The 18,460-nt window shown below is 44.1% G+C and carries 19 protein-coding genes, 1 rRNA gene and 1 pseudogene; 16 read left to right on the top strand and 5 right to left on the bottom strand.

Annotation, left to right across the window (positions count from 1 at the left end):
• Positions 1-311: 311 nt before the first annotated feature.
• Together rrf and ACH6C1_RS11500 are read left to right on the top strand one after the other, a co-directional pair.
• A 5S ribosomal RNA gene (gene rrf, locus ACH6C1_RS11505) occupies positions 312-424 on the top strand.
• Positions 425-493: 69 nt separating this feature from the next.
• Positions 494-1,015, top strand: coding sequence for a GNAT family N-acetyltransferase (locus tag ACH6C1_RS11500; RefSeq protein ID WP_374077151.1), 522 nt, complete (start codon positions 494-496; stop codon positions 1,013-1,015).
• Positions 1,016-1,062: 47 nt separating this feature from the next.
• Here the strand turns inward: ACH6C1_RS11500 and ACH6C1_RS11495 are convergent, their stop codons facing one another.
• Positions 1,063-2,331: a BaiN/RdsA family NAD(P)/FAD-dependent oxidoreductase gene (locus ACH6C1_RS11495; RefSeq protein ID WP_366247431.1), complete on the bottom strand. Its 1,269-nt coding sequence runs from the start codon at positions 2,329-2,331 to the stop codon at positions 1,063-1,065.
• Positions 2,332-2,436: 105 nt separating this feature from the next.
• On the opposite strand from ACH6C1_RS11495, the gene ACH6C1_RS11490 reads away from it, so the two are divergent.
• Together ACH6C1_RS11490 and ACH6C1_RS11485 are read left to right on the top strand one after the other, a co-directional pair.
• Entirely contained in the window at positions 2,437-4,083 is a 1,647-nt protein-coding gene (locus ACH6C1_RS11490) for a putative polysaccharide biosynthesis protein (RefSeq protein ID WP_374077149.1), read from the top strand.
• Positions 4,084-4,086: 3 nt separating this feature from the next.
• Positions 4,087-4,809 (top strand): pseudouridine synthase, encoded by a 723-nt coding sequence (locus tag ACH6C1_RS11485; RefSeq protein WP_374077200.1) that lies wholly within the window; start codon positions 4,087-4,089, stop codon positions 4,807-4,809.
• Between the two features lie 61 nt (positions 4,810-4,870).
• Here the strand turns inward: ACH6C1_RS11485 and ACH6C1_RS11480 are convergent, their stop codons facing one another.
• Entirely contained in the window at positions 4,871-5,089 is a 219-nt protein-coding gene (locus ACH6C1_RS11480; RefSeq protein WP_093879353.1) for a DeoR family transcriptional regulator, read from the bottom strand.
• 168 nt (positions 5,090-5,257) lie between these two features.
• Between ACH6C1_RS11480 and pepV the strand changes: the two genes are divergently transcribed.
• The 5 genes from pepV (at position 5,258) to ACH6C1_RS11455 (ending at position 10,273) form a co-directional block, all read left to right on the top strand.
• Positions 5,258-6,673 carry a dipeptidase PepV gene (gene pepV, locus ACH6C1_RS11475; RefSeq protein ID WP_374077147.1) on the top strand — a complete coding sequence of 472 codons (1,416 nt, stop codon included), beginning with the start codon at positions 5,258-5,260 and terminating at the stop codon, positions 6,671-6,673.
• The gene (locus ACH6C1_RS11470) at positions 6,673-7,857 is read left to right on the top strand and encodes an MFS transporter (protein WP_374077145.1); all 1,185 of its coding nucleotides are present in this window, start codon (positions 6,673-6,675) and stop codon (positions 7,855-7,857) included. The genes pepV and ACH6C1_RS11470 overlap by 1 nt, the downstream gene beginning before the upstream one ends.
• Complete coding sequence (gene thpR / locus ACH6C1_RS11465) at positions 7,854-8,405, top strand: RNA 2',3'-cyclic phosphodiesterase (protein WP_374077143.1); 552 nt, start codon at positions 7,854-7,856, stop codon at positions 8,403-8,405. The genes ACH6C1_RS11470 and thpR overlap by 4 nt, the downstream gene beginning before the upstream one ends.
• 6 nt (positions 8,406-8,411) lie before the next feature.
• A complete protein-coding gene (locus ACH6C1_RS11460) occupies positions 8,412-9,323 on the top strand; it encodes an NERD domain-containing protein (protein WP_374077141.1) in 912 nt (303 codons plus the stop codon).
• A gap of 164 nt (positions 9,324-9,487) precedes the next feature.
• Entirely contained in the window at positions 9,488-10,273 is a 786-nt protein-coding gene (locus ACH6C1_RS11455) for a phosphotransferase family protein (protein ID WP_095224562.1), read from the top strand.
• Here ACH6C1_RS11455 and ACH6C1_RS11450 read toward each other — a convergent pair.
• On the bottom strand, positions 10,270-10,554 hold the full coding sequence (locus tag ACH6C1_RS11450) for a YtzH-like family protein (protein ID WP_374077139.1): 285 nt from the start codon (positions 10,552-10,554) through the stop codon (positions 10,270-10,272). The genes ACH6C1_RS11455 and ACH6C1_RS11450 overlap by 4 nt on opposite strands.
• An 86-nt stretch (positions 10,555-10,640) precedes the next feature.
• Between ACH6C1_RS11450 and trmB the strand changes: the two genes are divergently transcribed.
• On the top strand, positions 10,641-11,279 hold the full coding sequence (trmB, locus tag ACH6C1_RS11445; protein WP_374077137.1) for a tRNA (guanosine(46)-N7)-methyltransferase TrmB: 639 nt from the start codon (positions 10,641-10,643) through the stop codon (positions 11,277-11,279).
• 514 nt (positions 11,280-11,793) lie between these two features.
• A pseudogene (locus tag ACH6C1_RS11440) lies at positions 11,794-12,102 on the top strand (family 4 glycosyl hydrolase); the annotation flags it as partial.
• Positions 12,103-12,191: 89 nt separating this feature from the next.
• On the opposite strand, the gene ACH6C1_RS11435 reads toward ACH6C1_RS11440, so the two are convergent.
• The gene (locus ACH6C1_RS11435) at positions 12,192-12,509 is read right to left on the bottom strand and encodes a PepSY domain-containing protein (RefSeq protein WP_038562329.1); all 318 of its coding nucleotides are present in this window, start codon (positions 12,507-12,509) and stop codon (positions 12,192-12,194) included.
• 143 nt (positions 12,510-12,652) lie between these two features.
• Between ACH6C1_RS11435 and ACH6C1_RS11430 the strand changes: the two genes are divergently transcribed.
• Both ACH6C1_RS11430 and ACH6C1_RS11425 read left to right on the top strand, forming a co-directional pair.
• The gene (locus ACH6C1_RS11430) at positions 12,653-13,720 is read left to right on the top strand and encodes a M42 family metallopeptidase (protein WP_374077135.1); all 1,068 of its coding nucleotides are present in this window, start codon (positions 12,653-12,655) and stop codon (positions 13,718-13,720) included.
• Between the two features lie 25 nt (positions 13,721-13,745).
• Complete coding sequence (locus ACH6C1_RS11425) at positions 13,746-14,273, top strand: DUF84 family protein (protein ID WP_374077133.1); 528 nt, start codon at positions 13,746-13,748, stop codon at positions 14,271-14,273.
• An 18-nt stretch (positions 14,274-14,291) separates the two neighbouring features.
• Here ACH6C1_RS11425 and ACH6C1_RS11420 read toward each other — a convergent pair whose 3' ends face one another.
• Positions 14,292-16,451: a methyl-accepting chemotaxis protein gene (locus ACH6C1_RS11420; RefSeq protein ID WP_374077131.1), complete on the bottom strand. Its 2,160-nt coding sequence runs from the start codon at positions 16,449-16,451 to the stop codon at positions 14,292-14,294.
• A 243-nt stretch (positions 16,452-16,694) separates the two neighbouring features.
• Here ACH6C1_RS11420 and ACH6C1_RS11415 point away from each other — a divergent pair, with 243 nt between their 5' ends.
• From ACH6C1_RS11415 to ytpR, 3 genes are read left to right on the top strand one after another with little or no spacing between them, the layout of a single operon-like run.
• The gene (locus tag ACH6C1_RS11415) at positions 16,695-17,012 is read left to right on the top strand and encodes a thioredoxin family protein (protein WP_366247419.1); all 318 of its coding nucleotides are present in this window, start codon (positions 16,695-16,697) and stop codon (positions 17,010-17,012) included.
• Between the two features lie 18 nt (positions 17,013-17,030).
• Entirely contained in the window at positions 17,031-17,852 is an 822-nt protein-coding gene (locus ACH6C1_RS11410; protein ID WP_374077129.1) for a DUF1444 domain-containing protein, read from the top strand.
• A gap of 1 nt (position 17,853) precedes the next feature.
• Entirely contained in the window at positions 17,854-18,453 is a 600-nt protein-coding gene (gene ytpR, locus ACH6C1_RS11405; protein WP_374077127.1) for a YtpR family tRNA-binding protein, read from the top strand.
• The last annotated feature ends 7 nt before the right edge of the window (positions 18,454-18,460 follow it).

Below are 18,460 nucleotides of genomic sequence, written 5' to 3'. Positions count from 1 at the left end.
TGAGGTAGATAGGTTCGAGGTGGAAGCGTGGTGACACGTGCAGCTGACGAATACTAATCGATCGAGGACTTAACTAAAACGAAAAGCGGAGGGAACCGCTTAGAAACGCAGGTATAAGTGAGAGGCCGGAAAGGGTGGTTTTACCCTTGCAGGGCTATCGCTTAGGCTGGAGTTTCTGGTTCCCGGAGCTGGATCTGACGAGTAAGTCAACGCCAAAGTCCAAGCACTCCGGTGCTTGGCCGCATGAAATGTCTGGCAGGACATGTTTCTTATCTAGTTTTGAGGGTTCATTCAATTGAATTCTTGCATTGTCTGGTGGTAATAGTGAAGAGGTCACACCTGTTCCCATGCCGAACACAGCAGTTAAGCTCTTCAGCGCCGATGGTAGTTGGGTTCGCCCTGTGAGAGTAGGACACTGCCAGGCAAGATGAAATCCCTGATCCTTATTGATTAGGGATTTTTTGCTGTAGAAAAGGGGATGGAGGGATGAGAGATGATTCAAAGAGATATTACCATCCGGGAAGCAGAGTTAAAAGATGCCGAAGCTTTAGCCTGGCTGAGAGTGAGAACAGATGGTGAAACAGAATATATGGATAGGGAAGAAGGAGAGGGCTATCTATATCCAGAAGATTTTGAAGAATTGATCTTGAAGGATCGAAAGGAAATGACCAATTTATGTCTTGTTGCTTGTGACAAAGAAAAAGTAATCGGTTATTGCAGATGTGAAGGAAATAGTTTGAAACGGCTATCACATCAAGTTACATTCGGAATTGCTATATTGAAAGAGTATTGGGGATGCGGTCTAGGCAGACAAATGCTTGAGAGGCTTATTGCGTGGTCGGAAAATCAAGGAATACATAAAATCAATTTATCAGTTCTTGCATCAAATGATAGAGCCATTCGTTTGTACGAAAAATACGGTTTTAAGACCGAAGGCTGCTTGAAAGATGATAAAAAATTAAGTGACGGCAAATATCATGATACTATACTCATGGCCAGGTTATCGAACAAGTAAATATATCAATAGCAAAAACCCTCCACCGAAAGATGGAGGGTTTTATTTTAATTTGTAACAGAAGCAGCTTCCCAAGCTGCATGCATACCAGCTACTCTGCCAGTCACCATGGCAGAGGTTATGTTATAACCTCCGGTATATCCATGAATATCCAGGATTTCTCCGCAGAAATATAATCCATGCATAAACTTAGATTGCATCGTTGTCGGTACAACTTCCTTTACAGAAACGCCTCCTCCAGTAACGAAGGCCTTTTCTATAGGCTGTGAACCATTTACAGGGAAAGTAAAGCCTTTGATCAAGCTGACGAACTGTTGCACATTTTCCCGGGAAATATTTGCTGCTTTCGTATCCGGAACTATTGCAGCTTGTTCTAATAGAAAATCCAGATACCGCTCGGGTACGATACCTTTCACTAGATTGCGGAAAGCCTTTTTAGGCTGATCCTCCAACAATTTAGTAATATCTTCCGTCAGCATATGTGCTTTCTTATCAGGAATTGCGTCAATATGAATATGGACTTCGTTCCTGCCTTTCATCAGCTCTTTTACAACATACTGCGAGCAGCGCAAAACAGCTGGACCCGAAATACCAAAGTGCGTAAAAAGCATGTCCATCTGATGTGTGATAATTGCTTTTCCCTTCTCGTTCAGTACACTGACCGCTACATCCCGCAGAGCAAGACCTTGCAGCTGTTTTTGCTTAATGAAGGCTGCTGAGGAAAGCAGAGGCACTTCAGTTGGATACAGAGTTGTAATAGTATGTCCTGCTTTCTTAGCCCATGCATAACCGTCTCCTGTACTTCCTGTATGTGGTACTGCTTTTCCGCCGACAGCAACAATAACAGCACCTGTGCTGATTTTTTCACCGTCTTTTAAGATTATCTCATGCCCATGGTCACCATAATGAATCGCTTTTACAGGTGTTTCTGTCCGGACACGGACGTGAAGTGTATCTAATCGATTGAGCAAGGCTTGTACAACAGACTTAGCTGAATTACTTACCGGAAACATGCGTCCATGGTCTTCTTCCTTCAATTTCACTCCAAGATTCTCGAAAAAATCAATGATATCGTAATTGTCAAAGATAGAAAATGCACTATACAAGAATTTTCCGTTACCAGGAATGTGCTTAATTACTTCATCTTGTGGCAGTCTATTCGTAACGTTGCATCTTCCGCCTCCAGAGATCGCAAGTTTGTTGCCAAGTTTCTTTCCTTTATCAATCAAAAGTGTGGCAGCTCCATGCTCGGCTGCCGAAATGGCCGCCATTAGTCCGGATGGACCTCCGCCGATCACTACTACATCGTAATTCATACTTGTTCTTCCTTTCTGCTGATGGGATCCAAAGGAATTCTTCCATCAGGTCTACTTTATGATAAAATAGATTCATTGGATTTTAAAGAGGAGTTAGGTGAAATAATGGCTTTGTCGACAATGATTCGCGGGACATTGCTGCTGACAGCAGCTACATTCCTGTCGAAGTTACTCGGGATCATCTATGTTATCCCGTTCAATGCACTGGTAGGTGCGTCTGGGGGAGCTTTATTCAATTTTGCATATACCCCTTATAATATATTGATTAGTATCTCCACAATAGGTATTCCGTTGGGTGTATCGAAATTCGTTTCTAAGTATAATGGCCTCGGCGATTATAGGACAAGCCAGCGAGTCTTCAAGACGGGTTTCACCATTATGGGTGTGACAGGTGTCGTGGCATTCCTCATCATGTACTTTGGTGCAGATTGGATTGCGCAGTGGAGTGTAGGTGATGGAAAGTCTGGTTTTACGACAGAAACGGTTGCTTATGTTATTAAGCTAGTCAGCTTCGCCAATCTCATCATACCTGCAATGAGTATCGTCAGAGGGTTCTTCCAAGGGAATCAATCCATGGGTCCTTCTGCGATTTCCACTGTTGTGGAGCAAATTGCTCGTATTGTATTCCTATTGCTTAGTGTCTATCTTGCCCTGCATGTCTTCAATGAAAACATCGCAGTAGCAGTTGGATATGCTACATTCGCGGCATTTGTTGGAGCACTGGCTTCCTGCGCAGTGCTCTACGTCTATTGGCGTGCCCGCAAACCGCATCTCGAACTGATGATGAGACAGCAAACAGTTCGTCCAGCACCTATGTCGGATAGGACAATCATCAAAGAATTGCTTAGCTATGCAGGACCATTCGTCGTAACAGGGATTGCAACATCGCTGTATCAGTTCATCGATCAGTTTACGGTGCCGCGTGCATTGGAAGCTATCGGACAGGGTGATGTGGCTGTTGATATTTTCGGGGTAATCAACTTTTATGGTCAAAAGATCATCACTATTCCGATGACATTGTCGATCGGGTTGTCTTTGGCAGCCGTACCAGCCATTACGCGTGCATTTTTCGCCGATGATCGCAAATTATATTTACAGCAAATCAACCAGTCATTACAAATTGTTCTTTTCTTGATTTTGCCTGCGAGCATCGGAATTGCATTACTGGGCAGCGAAGCTTATACAGCATTCTACGGTACAGAAGCAGTCCTAAATCCAGATATAGACGCAGGAACACTCATGGTCTGGTACGCACCAGTAGCGCTGTTATTTGCTTTATTCACGACAACGTCATCCATTTTGCAGGGTATAAATGAACAGCGATTTTCCGTCATCAGTTTGACAGCAGGATTATTAGTGAAGATATTCTTCAATATTCCGCTTGTGCATGCGTTCGGAGCAAAAGGTGCCATCATTGGAACGGCTTTGGCAGTTGGTATTGCGACGGTATTGAATTTCCTTAAAATGAAGCATGTACTAAAATTTCCAATTCGTCAGCTTACCAAACGTACAATCCTGATTGTGATTTTTACAGCTATCATGGCGGTTGTCGTACTGCTCACTAAGTATTTGCTGGGATTCGCGATTTCGTTCCGGGATGGACAAATTGCGTCAGCTGTTATCATTCTTGTTTGTGCATTGGCTGGAGGAGCGGTTTATATGATTCTTTCGTATAAGTCTACGTTGCTCGAACGTGTACTCGGTAATCGGATTGGGTTCTTGGATCGTCTAATGAGAAGGAAGAAGGGTTAAATGATGAGAATGGATAAGCTGCTTGCCAATATGGGATATGGCAGCAGAAAAGAAGTGAAGACACTCCTTAAACAAGGAGCAATTACAGTGAATGGCTCCCCAGTCAAATCACCATCTATCCACGTGGATGTAAAAAAAGACATTGTACAAGTGAATGGGGAAACCGTCGAATACAGAGAATTCATCTATCTGATGATGCATAAGCCGCCAGGTCTGGTTTCGGCTACAGAAGATAAAAGAGATGAAACAGTTGTTGATATCCTGCAGCAGGAGGATCGGATATTCGAACCGTTTCCGGTCGGCAGATTGGATAAGGATACAGAAGGCCTGCTGCTATTGACGAATGATGGAACGCTTGCCCACCAGCTTTTATCTCCGAAGAAACATGTACCGAAACTTTACTATGCACGAATCGAAGGAGAGGTCACAGAGGAAACGATCAAGCAATTCCATCAAGGCGTGACACTTGATGACGGGTATGTGACGAAGCCTGCTATTCTGCAAATACTGGAGGCTGGTCCGATTTCAGAAATCGAAGTTACCATAACGGAAGGAAAGTTTCATCAGATCAAGCGCATGTTTGAGTCTGTGGGGATGGAGGTTGTCTATTTGAAGCGTCTGCGCATGGGCAGCCTTGCACTGGATGAAGATCTGGAGCTAGGTGAATACAGGGAACTTTCTGATGAAGAGCTAAGCAATCTGATACAGGATACAAAAAAAAGCTGATCTGCGTACAGATCAGCTTGCCTTAAGATAGGTAGGTATTACATAGGTTGTACGATTTGAATCAAGAGATTTTGACTTTTTTTGAGGTTGTTGACCAAACCCCCCGATGAGGACTTTGTACTAAACCGTTATACTCCAGCACGTTTAAATCGCGCTGTACCGTACGGTCCGTAATACCAAATTCTTCAGCCAATTCAGTAGTAGAAACTGTGTCCCTTTCCTTAATGTAAAGATAGACAGCTTTTACACGGTTTAGCATTCGGGATGTTGATTGATTCAAAAAACCACTCCTTAGTTTTACATAAGAATCGGTGGTGCTCTAAATCTCTTTCTACCCGTATTTTACAATAATTAAGCAAAGATGGCTAGGAGATAGGTTTAATTTTCTGTTAATTCTATTCTTAACAAGTAAATAAAATTATTGATAAGAAAATAGGAGGAGAAGGAAATGGAAAAAATCAATTGGTATGAGAAGGCATCTGCTTATAAGGATGACTATGTAGAAGTGCTGAAAGGTCTTGTATCTATTCCGAGTGTATATGATGAATCGACAAAAACGGACAAGCAGCCTTTTGGCGGAAAGATCGACGAAGCACTCCAGTATATATTGCAAGTAGGAAAGAACAATGGATTCCTTACTAAATATGTCGATGGCTATGCAGGTCATATCGAGTATGGGCAAGGAAAGGGCTTAGTAGGCGTACTTGGTCATTTGGATGTGGTTCCTGCTGATGGGGAATGGACACATGGAGCATTCAACCCGACGCTGGCTGAAGATCATCTATTCGGCAGAGGAACATTGGATGATAAGGGGCCCGTTGTAGCAGCTTATTTTGCGATTAAATTGCTGAAAGATTCAGGTTACGAGCCGAAGAAGCGTATCCGTCTGATTCTGGGAACCGATGAAGAGCGCGATTGGCAATGCATGACGTATTACTTCCAGCATGAAGAAATGCCGGATACCGGCTTTACACCAGATGCCGACTTTCCACTTATCTACGCAGAAAAAGGTATCATCGATGGCTATATCTCGCTTCCTCCTGCAGCAGCACAAAGTGACATGCTTCGACTTGACCGTTTTGAGGGAGGAAAAGCTCTGAATATGGTTCCAGGACTTGCGGAGGCGCTTCTTTCCGGAGAAAGCTTGGAAAAGGTTGAAGAAGCTTTCAAGGCCTTCCTTGCTGCAGAAGGGTACAGTGGTAAAGCTGAAGCCAAAGAAAATGCTATTCTACTAAGCCTAACCGGCAAAGCAGCTCATGGCTCTACACCTGAAAAAGGTATCAATGCAGTAGTGGCCTTGGCCAAATTCTTAGTGACCCTTCCATTCCACGGTAATATGACAGACAAGCTAAGCTGGCTTATAGAAAAATTCGGAGATTATAATGGCAATGGCATTGATTTGGGACTGGCAGATGATGTATCAGGTCCGTTGACACTCAATCTTGGGGAATTCAGCATGAAAGATGCGGAGGCGTGGAAAATTGGCGTCAACATCCGTTATCCAGTTACATCTGAATATGATACGGTCACTTCTAAATTGTTTGAACAGCTTGCAGAAGCAGGTGCCGGATTCCAGGAAACTTCTCACTTGGCTTCATTATATGTGGAAAAGGATGATCCGCTAGTTGAGACATTGCTCGATGTATATCGTCGCCAAACAGGTGATCAAACCGATATCTTGGCAATCGGCGGCGGCACCTATGCACGAGCAATGAAAAAAGGTGTGGCATTCGGTCCACTGTTCCCAGGCGGATCAGACAGCGCCCATCAGCAGGATGAGCACATCTTAGTTGAAGATATGCTTCGTTCCATCGCCATTTATGCAGAAGCACTATATTTGCTGACAAAGGATGAGAGCGAGTAATGCAAGCAACGACTAAACAGACCTACAGATCTTTTCAGTACTTTTATTTAGCAGCTTTTCTTTCCAATGGATCATTGTTTCCGCTGCTTGCTGTTTTTCTCCAGGAAGAAAAACAATTGGATCCTGTGCTTGTTGGTCTGATAGTAGCGGCAATTCCATTGGTTAATACGGTAATGGAGCCTGTCTGGGGGCTGCTTAGCGATTATACCCAGAAACCATTGCGTCTCTTGGCGGCAGCATTAGCTGCTGCAGCGGCGCTGGCAATCATTTATTTATTTTATGATCATTATGCATTGCTGCTGATCGGAATGCTGGCTATTGCCGTATTCCAAGCAGCTGTTATTCCTTTGTCCGACAGTATGGCGTTGAGCTTTGTTGAGCAGCACAAGCTTGTTTACGGGAACATCCGTCTATGGGGAGCTATAGGATTCGCGGTTGCTTCCTTCCTGTTAGGATACATAGCAGATTTCGCAGGTACAGTGGATGTCATTTTCATAGCATACGGTTTGTTTCTGCTTCTTGCACTGCCAGCATTGCGTAAATTTCCGCGGCAAGGTTATGACATAGCCAGAGTGTCAATGAAAGAAGGATTACGTACACTAAGGAAAAATAAACCATTCATGTTGTTCCTTGCATCTAATTTCCTTATATTCGGCCCAATTCTCGCAAATAATTTCTATTTTGGGACATTCATTTTAGCGGCTGGAGGAACACTAAGCGCTGTCGGCATCGCTTTCTTCCTGGGAGCAGGCAGTGAAGCGCCGTTCATGAAACTGGCTCATCGGATAATTCGGAAGATGAGCATTCTGCATGTTGTCATATTAAGTGCAGCTGTATCAGGTGCAAGATGGATTTTGTATATGTTCGACCCATCTCTTACTGTTATCTTCATTACAACCATTGTCCAGGGATTGTCGATCGGACTCTATGTGCCAGCTGCCTTGCTTTACATCAGAAGTACTGCGCCATCATCTGTACAAGCTACTGCCATTGCGCTTTATTCCGCAGTCGGTACAGGATTGGGTAATGCGCTGTTCAACCTGATGGGCGGGATGATACTGGAGATAGCAACTGTTTACCACATGTATGCATTGTTTGCTGCAACGACTTTCATTGGTGTGGGTATTTTGTTTACCGTGAAGAGAATGATGGGTACTGCTAAAGGGAAAAGAGGAGTAGCATGAGTGCACATTATTTCATTGGTATAGGTTCTGATGAATCTATTCAGGCAGCATTGGCTGAATGGCAAGAAGAGTTGAAAGCGTATGTTCCAATGAAGCTATGGCCAAGGCCGGAGGAATTGCATATTACACTTCAATTCCTGGGGCCTACAACAGATGAACAGCTGGATAAGATAAAGTCAGCTTGGCAGAAGCAGGATTTTGGTAAAGCTTTTTCCTTGGAAGTAGCCGGTGTGGACACATTCGGCAGTCCAAAGCAGCCTCGTGTTGTATGGGCTGGGGTAAAACCATTTGATCCGCTCCAAGCACTGTATCAGCAAGTGACTGCAAGTACAATGACAGCTGGATTCCAGCGTGAGAACCGACCGTATCGGCCGCATATAACACTCGGGAAGAAATGGGGATCGGGCAAGGTGGAGGGTCCGCTTCCGCTTCTGGATAAACATTTGACCGTACCATTCTTTGTGGATAAGGTAACACTTTACCGTATCGAACCGGGTAAACGACCGAAATACGTTCCAGTACTGGTCAAAGATTTGGAAAAGGAGTGAACCTATGTGGCGCAATTGATCAAGCTGCATGAATATATATCCCGTTATGAACAGCATCCTTACCGATATCCTGGACAATTCATCAAATTGAAAAAAGAGAATTGGGAGAAAATGCACAGGGAATGGGAGCAGCAGCAAGCTGCTCCTGCTTCCTTTATTACAGACGAAGCAAAGGAAGAAGAACAAAAGAAATCGTGGTATCATGTATTCCGTAAAAAAGAGGAAGATGTGGAACAGCCGAACCCTGCTCCCGCATACGTGGCTCCCACAGAAAAGATCCTCAAGCAGGATTTCTTGGAAGAGCTGTTTGATTTTCAGCTAAAGTGGGCTACAAGCACGCTTGGGGAATTTTCTTTCTTTGATCAAAAATTTAAAAAAGATCCGGTTCTCAGATACTTTCTGAAGCGATTTCCTGACACTTTCTTTGTAATGTATAAGCCTGTTTTTGAAGTAAAGCAGACCACAATGGAGGCAGAAACGATTTTAATCCATCCTTTGGGCATAGAGATCATTTCCGTTCTGGAGGACAAGCCGGATGTATTGTTTTGGGCTAGTGAGGAACGAACATGGAAGCGGGAATCCAAGGGGCAGTTTTCTACTTTCCTCAATCCAATGCTATCGTTGAATAGAACAGAAAAGCTGGTACAAGGTATCCTCAGAAAATATGATATCGATCTTCCTGTTCAAAAGGTAGTCTTGAGCAGGGAAAATCAAATTCGATTTGCAAGCGAGCCAAGAAACACACAGTTTATCGGCAGTCAAAAGCATACAGCTTGGCTGATGGCCAAGCGGGAGGAGCAGTTAGCTCTTAAACATGTGCAGCTTCGTGCCAGTGAAGTGCTGCTGGACCACGCATATACGAAGGCTGTAGCCCGTCCGGAATGGGAAGAGGAAGAAAAGGAAGAATTTTTTAGTTAAATAAACGGTTTTATAGTCCTATCGTATTGATAAAACCATAGAAAATGTTGTAATCTTAAGTATGTCTGTCGAATTTGTTCGGGAATGTACTTGCCTTGTGTCACGCTGGGCTTGTTTACAGCTAGTAATGCAAAGCGATTGCACTAGGAAAGTAGGAATGAACGGTGAATTGGTTAGAACACATACTGGGAAATGAGTGGAAGATTGCTCCTGCCGGCGGTGTAACCGGAGAAGCATATTATGCAAAAAGCGGAGAGAGGCAGCTGTTTCTAAAGCGCAATTCTTCTCCTTTTTTGGCTGTACTTTCAGCAGAAGGGATTGTGCCGAAGCTGGTATGGACAAAAAGGATGGAAAACGGGGATGTCATTACGGCTCAGGAATGGCTGATGGGACGCGGTCTGACCTTCTCGGAAATGAGCGATCCTCGAGTGGCAAAGCTACTTAGCAAAATCCATCATTCCTCCGAGATGCTGAACTTGCTGATGCGTATGGGTAAGAAGCCGCTTCAGCCAGAGACGAAAATGGAAGAGCTGCGGGAGAAAGCAGCTGGCTTCCAAAATCGGCTGCCTGCTTTAAAACAGGTGCTTGCAAGTATGGAGCAATTCTTACCTGAGATGCCAGATCAGCTATTGGCAGTCTGTCATTTTGATATTGATCATAATAATTGGATGATAAGCCAGCATAATGAGCTGTATCTCGTAGACTGGGACAGTGCTCTCATTGCGGACCCGGCAGCTGACATTGGAATGCTGCTTAGGAAGTACGTTCCATATCCTGACTGGGAAGAATGGATGAAAGCATACGGCAAGCCGCTGAATGATGCACTTTTAAAACGTATTTATTGGTATGAAGCTGCCCGTATCATCATGTCGCTCCGCGATGACAACATGGAACGCAAAAGTATAGAATTAGGACAGCTGCTTACGGAAGTGCATCAGCTGTCCTGCTAGCCTTGAAAGCTGTTGATGGTCTCTACCCAATCCTCGAGCTGTTCTCTGTTCGATGTGATGTGCGCATTGATATCTGCAGCTTTTTCACCGGCAGAACTGTACGAATGGATACCGGGAAGCAAAGCAAGAAGCTCTTGCTGATCGGTTGATTTATTAGATAAAATAGAACGTGCCAGGCGGGATATTTGCTCGTATTCGGATTTGCTGCCGCAGCAGGATTCGCAATGTTCGCTAAGTATATCCCGAAGAAGGCTAAGTTGGTTTTCAACGGAAAGTGACATCGATTTTCCCCTCCTTCCTGAGCATAGCGTGTGCGTTTTGGCATCAAACTATGCAGGCGGGCTGGACAGAAATAGGAGTGAGACATATGCGTGTGCGCCATAAACCCTGGGCAGACGATTATTTAAAAGAAAACGATCATATCGTGGTACAAGAACCGAAAAATTATAAAGGCAAATGGAGAGAGCTATTCGGTAACGATAAGCCGCTGCATGTTGAGATTGGATCTGGCAAAGGGCAGTTCATCACTGGCATGGCAGCCCAGCATCCGGAATACAATTTCATCGGAATTGAACTAGCGAAAAGCATTATTGTGACAGCTGTAGAAAAAGCAGCTGAAGCAGATCTTCCGAATGTAAGACTATTGAATGAAAATGCAGCTGATTTCCGTGAGTTATTTGAAGTGAATGAAGTGGATAGCATTTATCTGAATTTCTCTGATCCTTGGCCGAAGAATAAGCATGAAAAGCGTCGCTTAACATATAGAAGCTTTTTGGAGCAATATGAATCAGTATTAAAAAATGACGGAGAAGTGGTCTTCAAGACGGATAATCAGAAGCTATTTGAGTATAGTTTGTCTAGTTTCTCCCGATACGGCATGATTCTGCAGGAAGTGAAGCTTGATTTGCATGCAGAGAACGATCCGTTAAATGTGAAAACAGAATATGAGGAGAAATTCTCTTCACGCGGCTACCGCATCTATCGCAGTGTCGCTACATTCAAATAAAAAACTTGGCTTTATTTAAGTAGGGTGTAGAAAATAAGTTACTATATATTGCCAGTTGGCTGGCTTGAGGACGGTCTATTACCGAACTCAAGCCAGCTTTTTAAATTGTGAATAACATAATTAAGCTGCAATAAGGATTAGGTCGATTGTTTGAAATCATAACCATATACCAATAAAAATATCCCGGAAGTTTGGTTCAGACTTCCGGGATATTTTTATGTAGTGTAATGCTCTTTGCTCATATTTTTTTGCTCCCAGGCAAAGATGTCGCTGCGTACCTTTATGCTAATATTCTCCAGCGACCGATTCAAAAGTTAGACTGTTTACTTATGTGATGGGTGGAATGAATTCAGGTTCGGCTATGTATGTATATATGATGATTCAATTTGTAGTCAAGGGTTGTATACGACTGTCTTGGAAAGTAACAATCCGAATCCCACATTAGGTAAGGGAAGAAATTAATTATACAAAGGTCATCATATAAGAAGGGAGTGGAGAGAGTGGGCTTGCGTTTATCGGAGCTGGCAGCAATGGCTTCACGCTTACATTATTACGGGATATTTTAGCTGGATCTGCTTTTAAAGACATCGAAATTACTTTTACAGATATTGATGCAAATAATTTGAGTATGTTGACAGATCTATGTCAGCGGGACATCAATGAAAACGGATTATCGATTAAGATTCAGTCAACTCTTAATCGCAGAGAAGCCTTGAAAGAAGCACGTTATATTATTTCTTTTTTTCGTATTGGCGGGTTAGAGGGATTTGAACAGGAGGATATTAACATTCCTTTGCGTTATGGGGTCGATCAATGTGTGGGGTAAGGGTCAGAAAAGCCTATTTTCATTCAAAAAGTTCACAAAAAAAACCCCAAACGTTAAGTTACTAACTTTTGGGGTGCGGCTTTTTATTAGGATGCTGATTCGACAGCGTCGATAACAGATCCAGTTTCTGCATCTACGAAGAATTCGTATTGAGCAGGTTTTCCGTCAATCGTACGGGAGATACCGCCACGGTAAACAGTATACGTGAGGCCGTGCTTCACTTTTTCTTCCGGTTTCATATAGATCCAAGATCCACTGATCGGACCCTCTTTCTTGAACGCTTCTTTAGCGAATTTCAATGCTTTTTCCGGAGTCACTTTCTGTTGTTTCGCAATCTGCTTCTGGATCAAGTATCCAGCCGCAAGGCCAGCACCTACGATTGCTACTGTTTTCTTTACGCCCATTTTGGTCACCTCTTCAACTTAAGTTATGTTCTATTATATCTTATTACCTTAGAAATATAAAACGAAACAACCTTTATGGCATGTTGAGGAGCAATAGTTTACAATAGATATACAATAGTCTGACAAAAAGGGAGTACATATGCATGAACCAAAAAACATTGGATTTATTTAAACAATTGACAGAGCTGCAGGCAGCGCCAGGTAACGAACAGCTGATGCGTGCTTTTATGAAGGAAAGGCTGAAGCCTTATGCGGATGAGATCATCCAGGATAAGCTTGGCGGTATTTTTGGTGTAAAGAAAGGCAGTGGACCTAAGGTAATGGCTGCCGGACATATGGATGAGGTCGGTTTCATGGTCACAGGTATTACACCCAATGGTCTGCTTCGTTTTCAGACCTTAGGCGGCTGGTGGAGTCAAGTTTTGCTTGCACAGCGCGTGCAGGTAATGACGGACGAAGGACCGATTCCGGGTGTCATCAGCTCTACACCTCCCCATTTGTTAACGCCTGAGCAGCGTAGTAAGCCTGCCAGCATCGACAGTATGCTGATTGATATCGGCGCAGATGATGAGCGTGATGCATATGAGCTTGGTGTGAAGCTGGGACAGCAAATTCTGCCGTACATGCCGTTTACACCAATGGCAAATGAGAAGAAGATTTTGGCCAAGGCTTGGGATAATCGTTATGGCTGTGGATTGGCGCTGGAATTAATGGAAGAAGTGGCTGGGGAAACATTGCCGAACCAGTTGTATGCTGGTGCGACGGTTCAGGAAGAAGTCGGTCTTCGCGGTGCCCAAGTAGCTGCAAATATGATCAAGCCTGATATTTTCTATGCGATGGATGCTTCACCTGCTAATGATGTCAGCGGAGACAAGCAAGCCTTCGGTCATTTGGGGCAGGGAGCCTTGCTTCGTATTTTTGACGGCACCATGATCATGAATCGTAATATGCGTGAATTCATTCTTGATACTGCTGAATCCAATAATATCAACTACCAATACTATGTTGGCAAAGGCGGAACGGATGCCGGACGTGTCCATTTAGCACACGAAGGTGTTCCATCAGCTGTAATCGGGATAGTTTCCCGCTATGTCCACACAAGTGCAAGCATCATTCATGTTGATGATTATGCAGCTGCAAAAGAGCTTCTGATCAAGCTTGTACGGGCGACGGATCAGTCGACAGTGGATCTTATTACTTCGAACGATTGATCTCGTCGGAAAGGAAGCGCAACTGATGAAAATGATAGTCGGATCTAAAAATCCCGCCAAAGTTCAGGCCGTTTCAGCAGTTTTCGGAGCTCGGTGGGAGCTTGAAAGTGCAGAGGTTGAATCCGGCGTGAGCGAACAGCCGATGAGCGATGAAGAGACACGCCAAGGAGCAATCCAACGTGCGATAGCATGCAGCAAGCTGGAAGGAGCAGCTGCTGGTATCGGTTTGGAGGGCGGCGTCACAAAGATGGATGACGGTCTGTATATATGTAACTGGGGTGCTTTAGCAGTCGGGGACAAGGTATGGAGCGCGAGCGGTGCAAAACTGCTTTTGCCTGACTTCATCGCCGAACCAGTGCTTGCAGGCGGAGAACTGGGACCAGTTATGCGGACATTCACAAGCAGGCAGGATATCTCGACAACAGAAGGAGCGGTCGGCGTCTTTACCAATGGGCATATGTCCCGCTCTGCTATGTTTGAGCATATTTGTATGCTCTTGAAAGGGCAATATAGCTTTTATGAGATAAATAAAAAGAAGGAAGTGGAATTTTAATATCCGCTTCCTTCTTTTTTATGACGTCTTTTTATATTCGGGCGAATCATCTTTATCATCACCGATGACAGGGGAATCCTGCTGATCTGCTTCGAAAAGCTCGTCAGCAATGCCTTCTGTTTCGGTGGCATCTGTTACAGTGGATTCGGATGTATTTGAATCTGCTACTCCGCTGGATTCAGCTGGATTATCCGAAGCATAGGCGAATTCGAATTGAGCTACCTCGACAGCCAATTCCTTTGCCAGCTGCTGCAGCTGGGCGGCTGCGTTTGTCAGGATATCAATCGATGCGGCCTGCGTATCACTTGAGGAAGCTACTTCCTGAGCTGTTGCGGCTGCTTCATCGGCAATCTGGTTGATATGGCCAAGCATGCTCGCAACAGTATCATTACTTGCAGCGACTTCTGAAACAGAAGCAGAAATGTCCTTCATTTTCGAATTACCTTGCTGAAGCTGTTTATGAATTCGATCAAATGCATTCGTCGTTTGTTCAACACTTGATGCTTGGACTTGCTGATAAGCATCAAAGGCTTTAGCTTCTTCTGCCAAATTGGTCATCTGCTGATTCATTGTGCCAACAAGCCTGTGGATCTGCTGTGCTTCTTGTTTGGAGCGTTCTGCCAGCTTCTTCACTTCATCTGCTACTACAGCAAATCCTCGGCCATGCTCACCTGCACGAGCGGATTCGATAGCAGCATTCAGCGCGAGCAGGTTTGTGCTTTCTGAAATCTCTTCAATTGTTTGGACGATGGAGCGAATTTGGTTTGCCTGCTGTACAGCACTTTGGATTTCTTCTGTCAGTTTTTGAGCGAGCGTCAAGAAGCTATCAGAGGTTTCATGCAGTTTTTGCATCTGATTGATACCATTGCTTCCTTCCCGCTCTGCTTGTTTCATCGCCTGACTGACCAGTGCTGTTTCATCCTTCATCATTGTAATAGCCTGGCGTACCTTGTCCAGCATCATATTACTTTCCTCGAGTTGGGCAGCCTGCGCCTGCGCGCCGCCAGCCACCTGACCGATAGCTTGGTTCACTTCTTCATATTGAGCTGCTGTCTGCTGGGAAGCTGCAGCCAGATACGAAGAGGAGTCATCCAATACTTCGGATGCTTCTTTCACTTTAATCATGGATTGCTCCATTTTTCCTGCCATCTGATTAAATGTATCACCCAAATCTGCCATCTCGTCCTTTGTGGTAATTGGTACACGGTAAGCCAGATTACCATTTCCGATAATTTCGGTAGCTTCTTTTAGCTGACGTATTGATTTTGCGATGGCGCGGATTAACGGCCAGCCGATACAAAGTACGAGCAGGAAACTAAGAATGATGACAGCAAGCAGGACAATGCCAAGAATGGTAGAAGTCCTTTCGTTTGACTGTTTCAAATTGTCAGTTTGTTCGATAGCTGTTTCGCCCACACTGTCCACAGTCGTTGTGACTTCCAAAGCTGCTGTTTCGAAATTCGCTGCCAGCTCAGTTGCCTGGGTGCGTGTGTTCGAAAGGGTGGACATGGCTGATGTGTATTTCAAAAGACTGGAGTTTATCTCACTAACCGCGTCACTATCCAAATCGGATTCGGAAATCGCTGTCTTGAATGCATCTACTGCTCCATCGAATGCATCTTTATCTGGAGCAGCACCATTTGAAGGCTGGATGATACCTTGCTCGCTCCGCGTAACGTTCTCCAAAGCAGCAGAGACATCATTTCCTGCATTTTCGGCAAGGCTGCGAAAATTCTTCGAGGCATCACTTATGATCTTTCGCAGTCCTTCATCGGAAGTGTAGCCGATTGTTTCATTCATACTCGCGACTTTTTCGAGTTCCTTTTCATAGGAAGCTGCACCTTCCTTGATTTGCGTGAAGTACGCTTGCAAATCTTTTTCATCCTGGTATTTTTCTTCATATGTAGAAGCTTGTTTTTCAATGCCGGCTATAGCGCCTAGTACAGCTTCGGCGTTGGATACAGAAGGCTGGGCAAAGTATGTCTGTTGCTTCTCCAGAGTATCGAGCATATCATCCTTGATATACTGACTGGACACATAGGCTTCTTGGTATCGCTGCGTTTCCTCTGACATTTGATTCTGTTGGTAGAAATAATAAAAACTGAATGCTCCAAGTGCCAGAATACTTGCCAGTGAAGAGAACATAATCAAGCGGATTCTCTGTCGAATGGTGTGCATATATTTCCCCCTCATGCTTTTGTGTGCTCCTTTTCATTATAGGTATAACATCCCATTTTTACAATAAATTAATAAAAGTTTGATAATTTAACTGATTGATTCGACCCATATTTGCTGCCAGACCCTAACATTCCTATGTATAAATGGAAAGCAGCTTGATAAATGACAGCTGCTGCGCAGTATATTCGCTTTTGGTTCAGTGCTTTGATAAAATGGAGAAAAGATTAATGGGGGCATTTAAAATTGAAAAATCTAGAATCAGAAGCACAACTAAAAGAAGTACTTCAAAACGGCAAAACAATCTTGATGTTTTCTGCTGACTGGTGTCCAGACTGCCGAATCATCGAGCCGGAACTGCCGGAAATCGAAGCAAAATACAGCGAATTCGAATTCATTCATGTAGACCGTGACCAGTTCATCGATGTTTGTCAGCAATATGACGTATTCGGTATTCCGAGTTTCGTTGCCTTCAACCAGGATGAAGAAATCGGACGATTCGTATCGAAGGATCGTAAGTCTAAAGAGGAAATCGAGTCTTTCATCGAATCCTTACCGCAATAATTGCAAGGAGCATAGCTTATGAAAATGACGGCTTTGAAAATGAAGAAAAAACTGGAGGAGCGTTTGCAGGATCCTTCCTGGCGCACTTCGTATGATCGGGATAAAAGTAAATTCCGAGTAGAATGGCAGGATACGAACGAAGGCGTGACGCTGGCGCTTCCTAATATTATTGCAAAATATGAGACACGAGGCGAAAAAGCGCTGGATGAACTCGAACAGCATGTCAAAGAAGCTTTGCGTGTCATGCATGAAGAGCAGCATTTGGAAGGGAATGAACAGCATGTCTTTCCAGTGATACGAGCCACTTCATTCCCTTCGGAAACGAAAGCCGGACTGAAGATGGCATATTCGGAGCATACGGCTGAAACGAGAATCTATTACGCACTTGACCTTGGTAAATCGTACCGCCTCATTGACGAACAAATGATGGAAGAGCAAGGCTGGACCATCGAACGTCTTCGGGAAATTGCAGCATTTAACGCTAGAAGTCTTTCCACAGAATTGAAAGAAGACAGGGTTGCGGGGAATTCCTTTTACTTTATTGCGACGCAGGATGGCTACGATGCCAGCCGCATACTGAACGAGTCTCTGCTGGAAGGATTCCGTGCCAATGCAAAGGGAGATGTCCTTGTTGCTGTTCCTCACCAGGATGTGCTGATTTTGGCGGATATTGAAAATAAGACTGGTTATGATATATTAGCACAGGTAACCATGAAATATTTCGCAGAAGGCCGCGTACCAATTACATCTTTACCATTCATTTATGAAGAAAAGAAATTAGAGCCAGTTTTCATTATGGCTCGCAATAGACCGGAGTCTGCCAAGGGAGAGGAAAAGTAAGATGCAAGCATTCTATAACAAGCAAGGAATCGGTGACGTATTGCTGCTCGCCATTAAGCAAGGAGACCGTCATTCCATTAAAGAAGAGAGATTCGGAGATGTTGTCCGTATTACAGATAAGGATGAGCTAGTCGGTTATAATATCTTCCGCGCTTCCGAATACTTGAAAATCACAACAGCTGGCAAGGTGCAGGTGGATGAGGATTTCGCGGGCAAGATTCGTGATATTTTCAGTCAGAACAACTTGGAAGATACGTTTGAGGTAGATCTCACACCTAAATTCGTTGTCGGCTTTGTTAAGGAAAAAGAAAAGCATAGCAACGCTGATAAATTAAGTGTCTGCCAAGTCGACCTTGGTGATGAAACAGTACAAATCGTTTGTGGTGCACCAAATGTAGATGCAGGCCAAAAAGTGGTCGTTGCGAAAGTGGGCGCAATCATGCCAAGCGGTTTGGAAATCAAAGCCGGCAATTTACGAGGTGAAGATAGTTTTGGTATGATCTGCTCCCAAAAAGAGCTAGGTCTGCCGAATGCACCGGAAGAAAAAGGAATTTATGTGCTGGATGATTCCTATAAAGTTGGCCAGGTATTTGAGTTTTAATAGGGAA

The organism is Terribacillus sp. JSM ZJ617 (assembly GCF_044383785.1).
Lineage (GTDB): Bacteria > Bacillota > Bacilli > Bacillales > Amphibacillaceae > Terribacillus.
Note: the sequence above shows the minus strand (reverse complement) of the source record. Positions and strands in the feature narration are given on the sequence as shown.

Excerpts from the sequence above, each read along its gene's own strand:
- ACH6C1_RS11425 (WP_374077133.1), top strand. The coding sequence starts at position 13,746 with ATGAAAATGATAGTCGGATCTAAAAATCCCGCCAAAGTTCAGGCCGTT.
- ACH6C1_RS11500 (WP_374077151.1), top strand. The coding sequence starts at position 494 with ATGATTCAAAGAGATATTACCATCCGGGAAGCAGAGTTAAAAGATGCC.
- trmB (WP_374077137.1), top strand. The coding sequence starts at position 10,641 with ATGCGTGTGCGCCATAAACCCTGGGCAGACGATTATTTAAAAGAAAAC.
- pepV (WP_374077147.1), top strand. The coding sequence starts at position 5,258 with ATGGAAAAAATCAATTGGTATGAGAAGGCATCTGCTTATAAGGATGAC.
- ACH6C1_RS11470 (WP_374077145.1), top strand. The coding sequence starts at position 6,673 with ATGCAAGCAACGACTAAACAGACCTACAGATCTTTTCAGTACTTTTAT.
- ACH6C1_RS11430 (WP_374077135.1), top strand. The coding sequence starts at position 12,653 with ATGAACCAAAAAACATTGGATTTATTTAAACAATTGACAGAGCTGCAG.
- ACH6C1_RS11420 (WP_374077131.1), bottom strand. The coding sequence starts at position 16,451 with ATGCACACCATTCGACAGAGAATCCGCTTGATTATGTTCTCTTCACTG.
- ACH6C1_RS11485 (WP_374077200.1), top strand. The coding sequence starts at position 4,087 with ATGAGAATGGATAAGCTGCTTGCCAATATGGGATATGGCAGCAGAAAA.
- ACH6C1_RS11495 (WP_366247431.1), bottom strand. The coding sequence starts at position 2,331 with ATGAATTACGATGTAGTAGTGATCGGCGGAGGTCCATCCGGACTAATG.
- ACH6C1_RS11490 (WP_374077149.1), top strand. The coding sequence starts at position 2,437 with ATGGCTTTGTCGACAATGATTCGCGGGACATTGCTGCTGACAGCAGCT.
- ytpR (WP_374077127.1), top strand. The coding sequence starts at position 17,854 with ATGCAAGCATTCTATAACAAGCAAGGAATCGGTGACGTATTGCTGCTC.
- thpR (WP_374077143.1), top strand. The coding sequence starts at position 7,854 with ATGAGTGCACATTATTTCATTGGTATAGGTTCTGATGAATCTATTCAG.
- ACH6C1_RS11410 (WP_374077129.1), top strand. The coding sequence starts at position 17,031 with ATGAAAATGACGGCTTTGAAAATGAAGAAAAAACTGGAGGAGCGTTTG.
- ACH6C1_RS11450 (WP_374077139.1), bottom strand. The coding sequence starts at position 10,554 with ATGTCACTTTCCGTTGAAAACCAACTTAGCCTTCTTCGGGATATACTT.
- ACH6C1_RS11435 (WP_038562329.1), bottom strand. The coding sequence starts at position 12,509 with ATGGGCGTAAAGAAAACAGTAGCAATCGTAGGTGCTGGCCTTGCGGCT.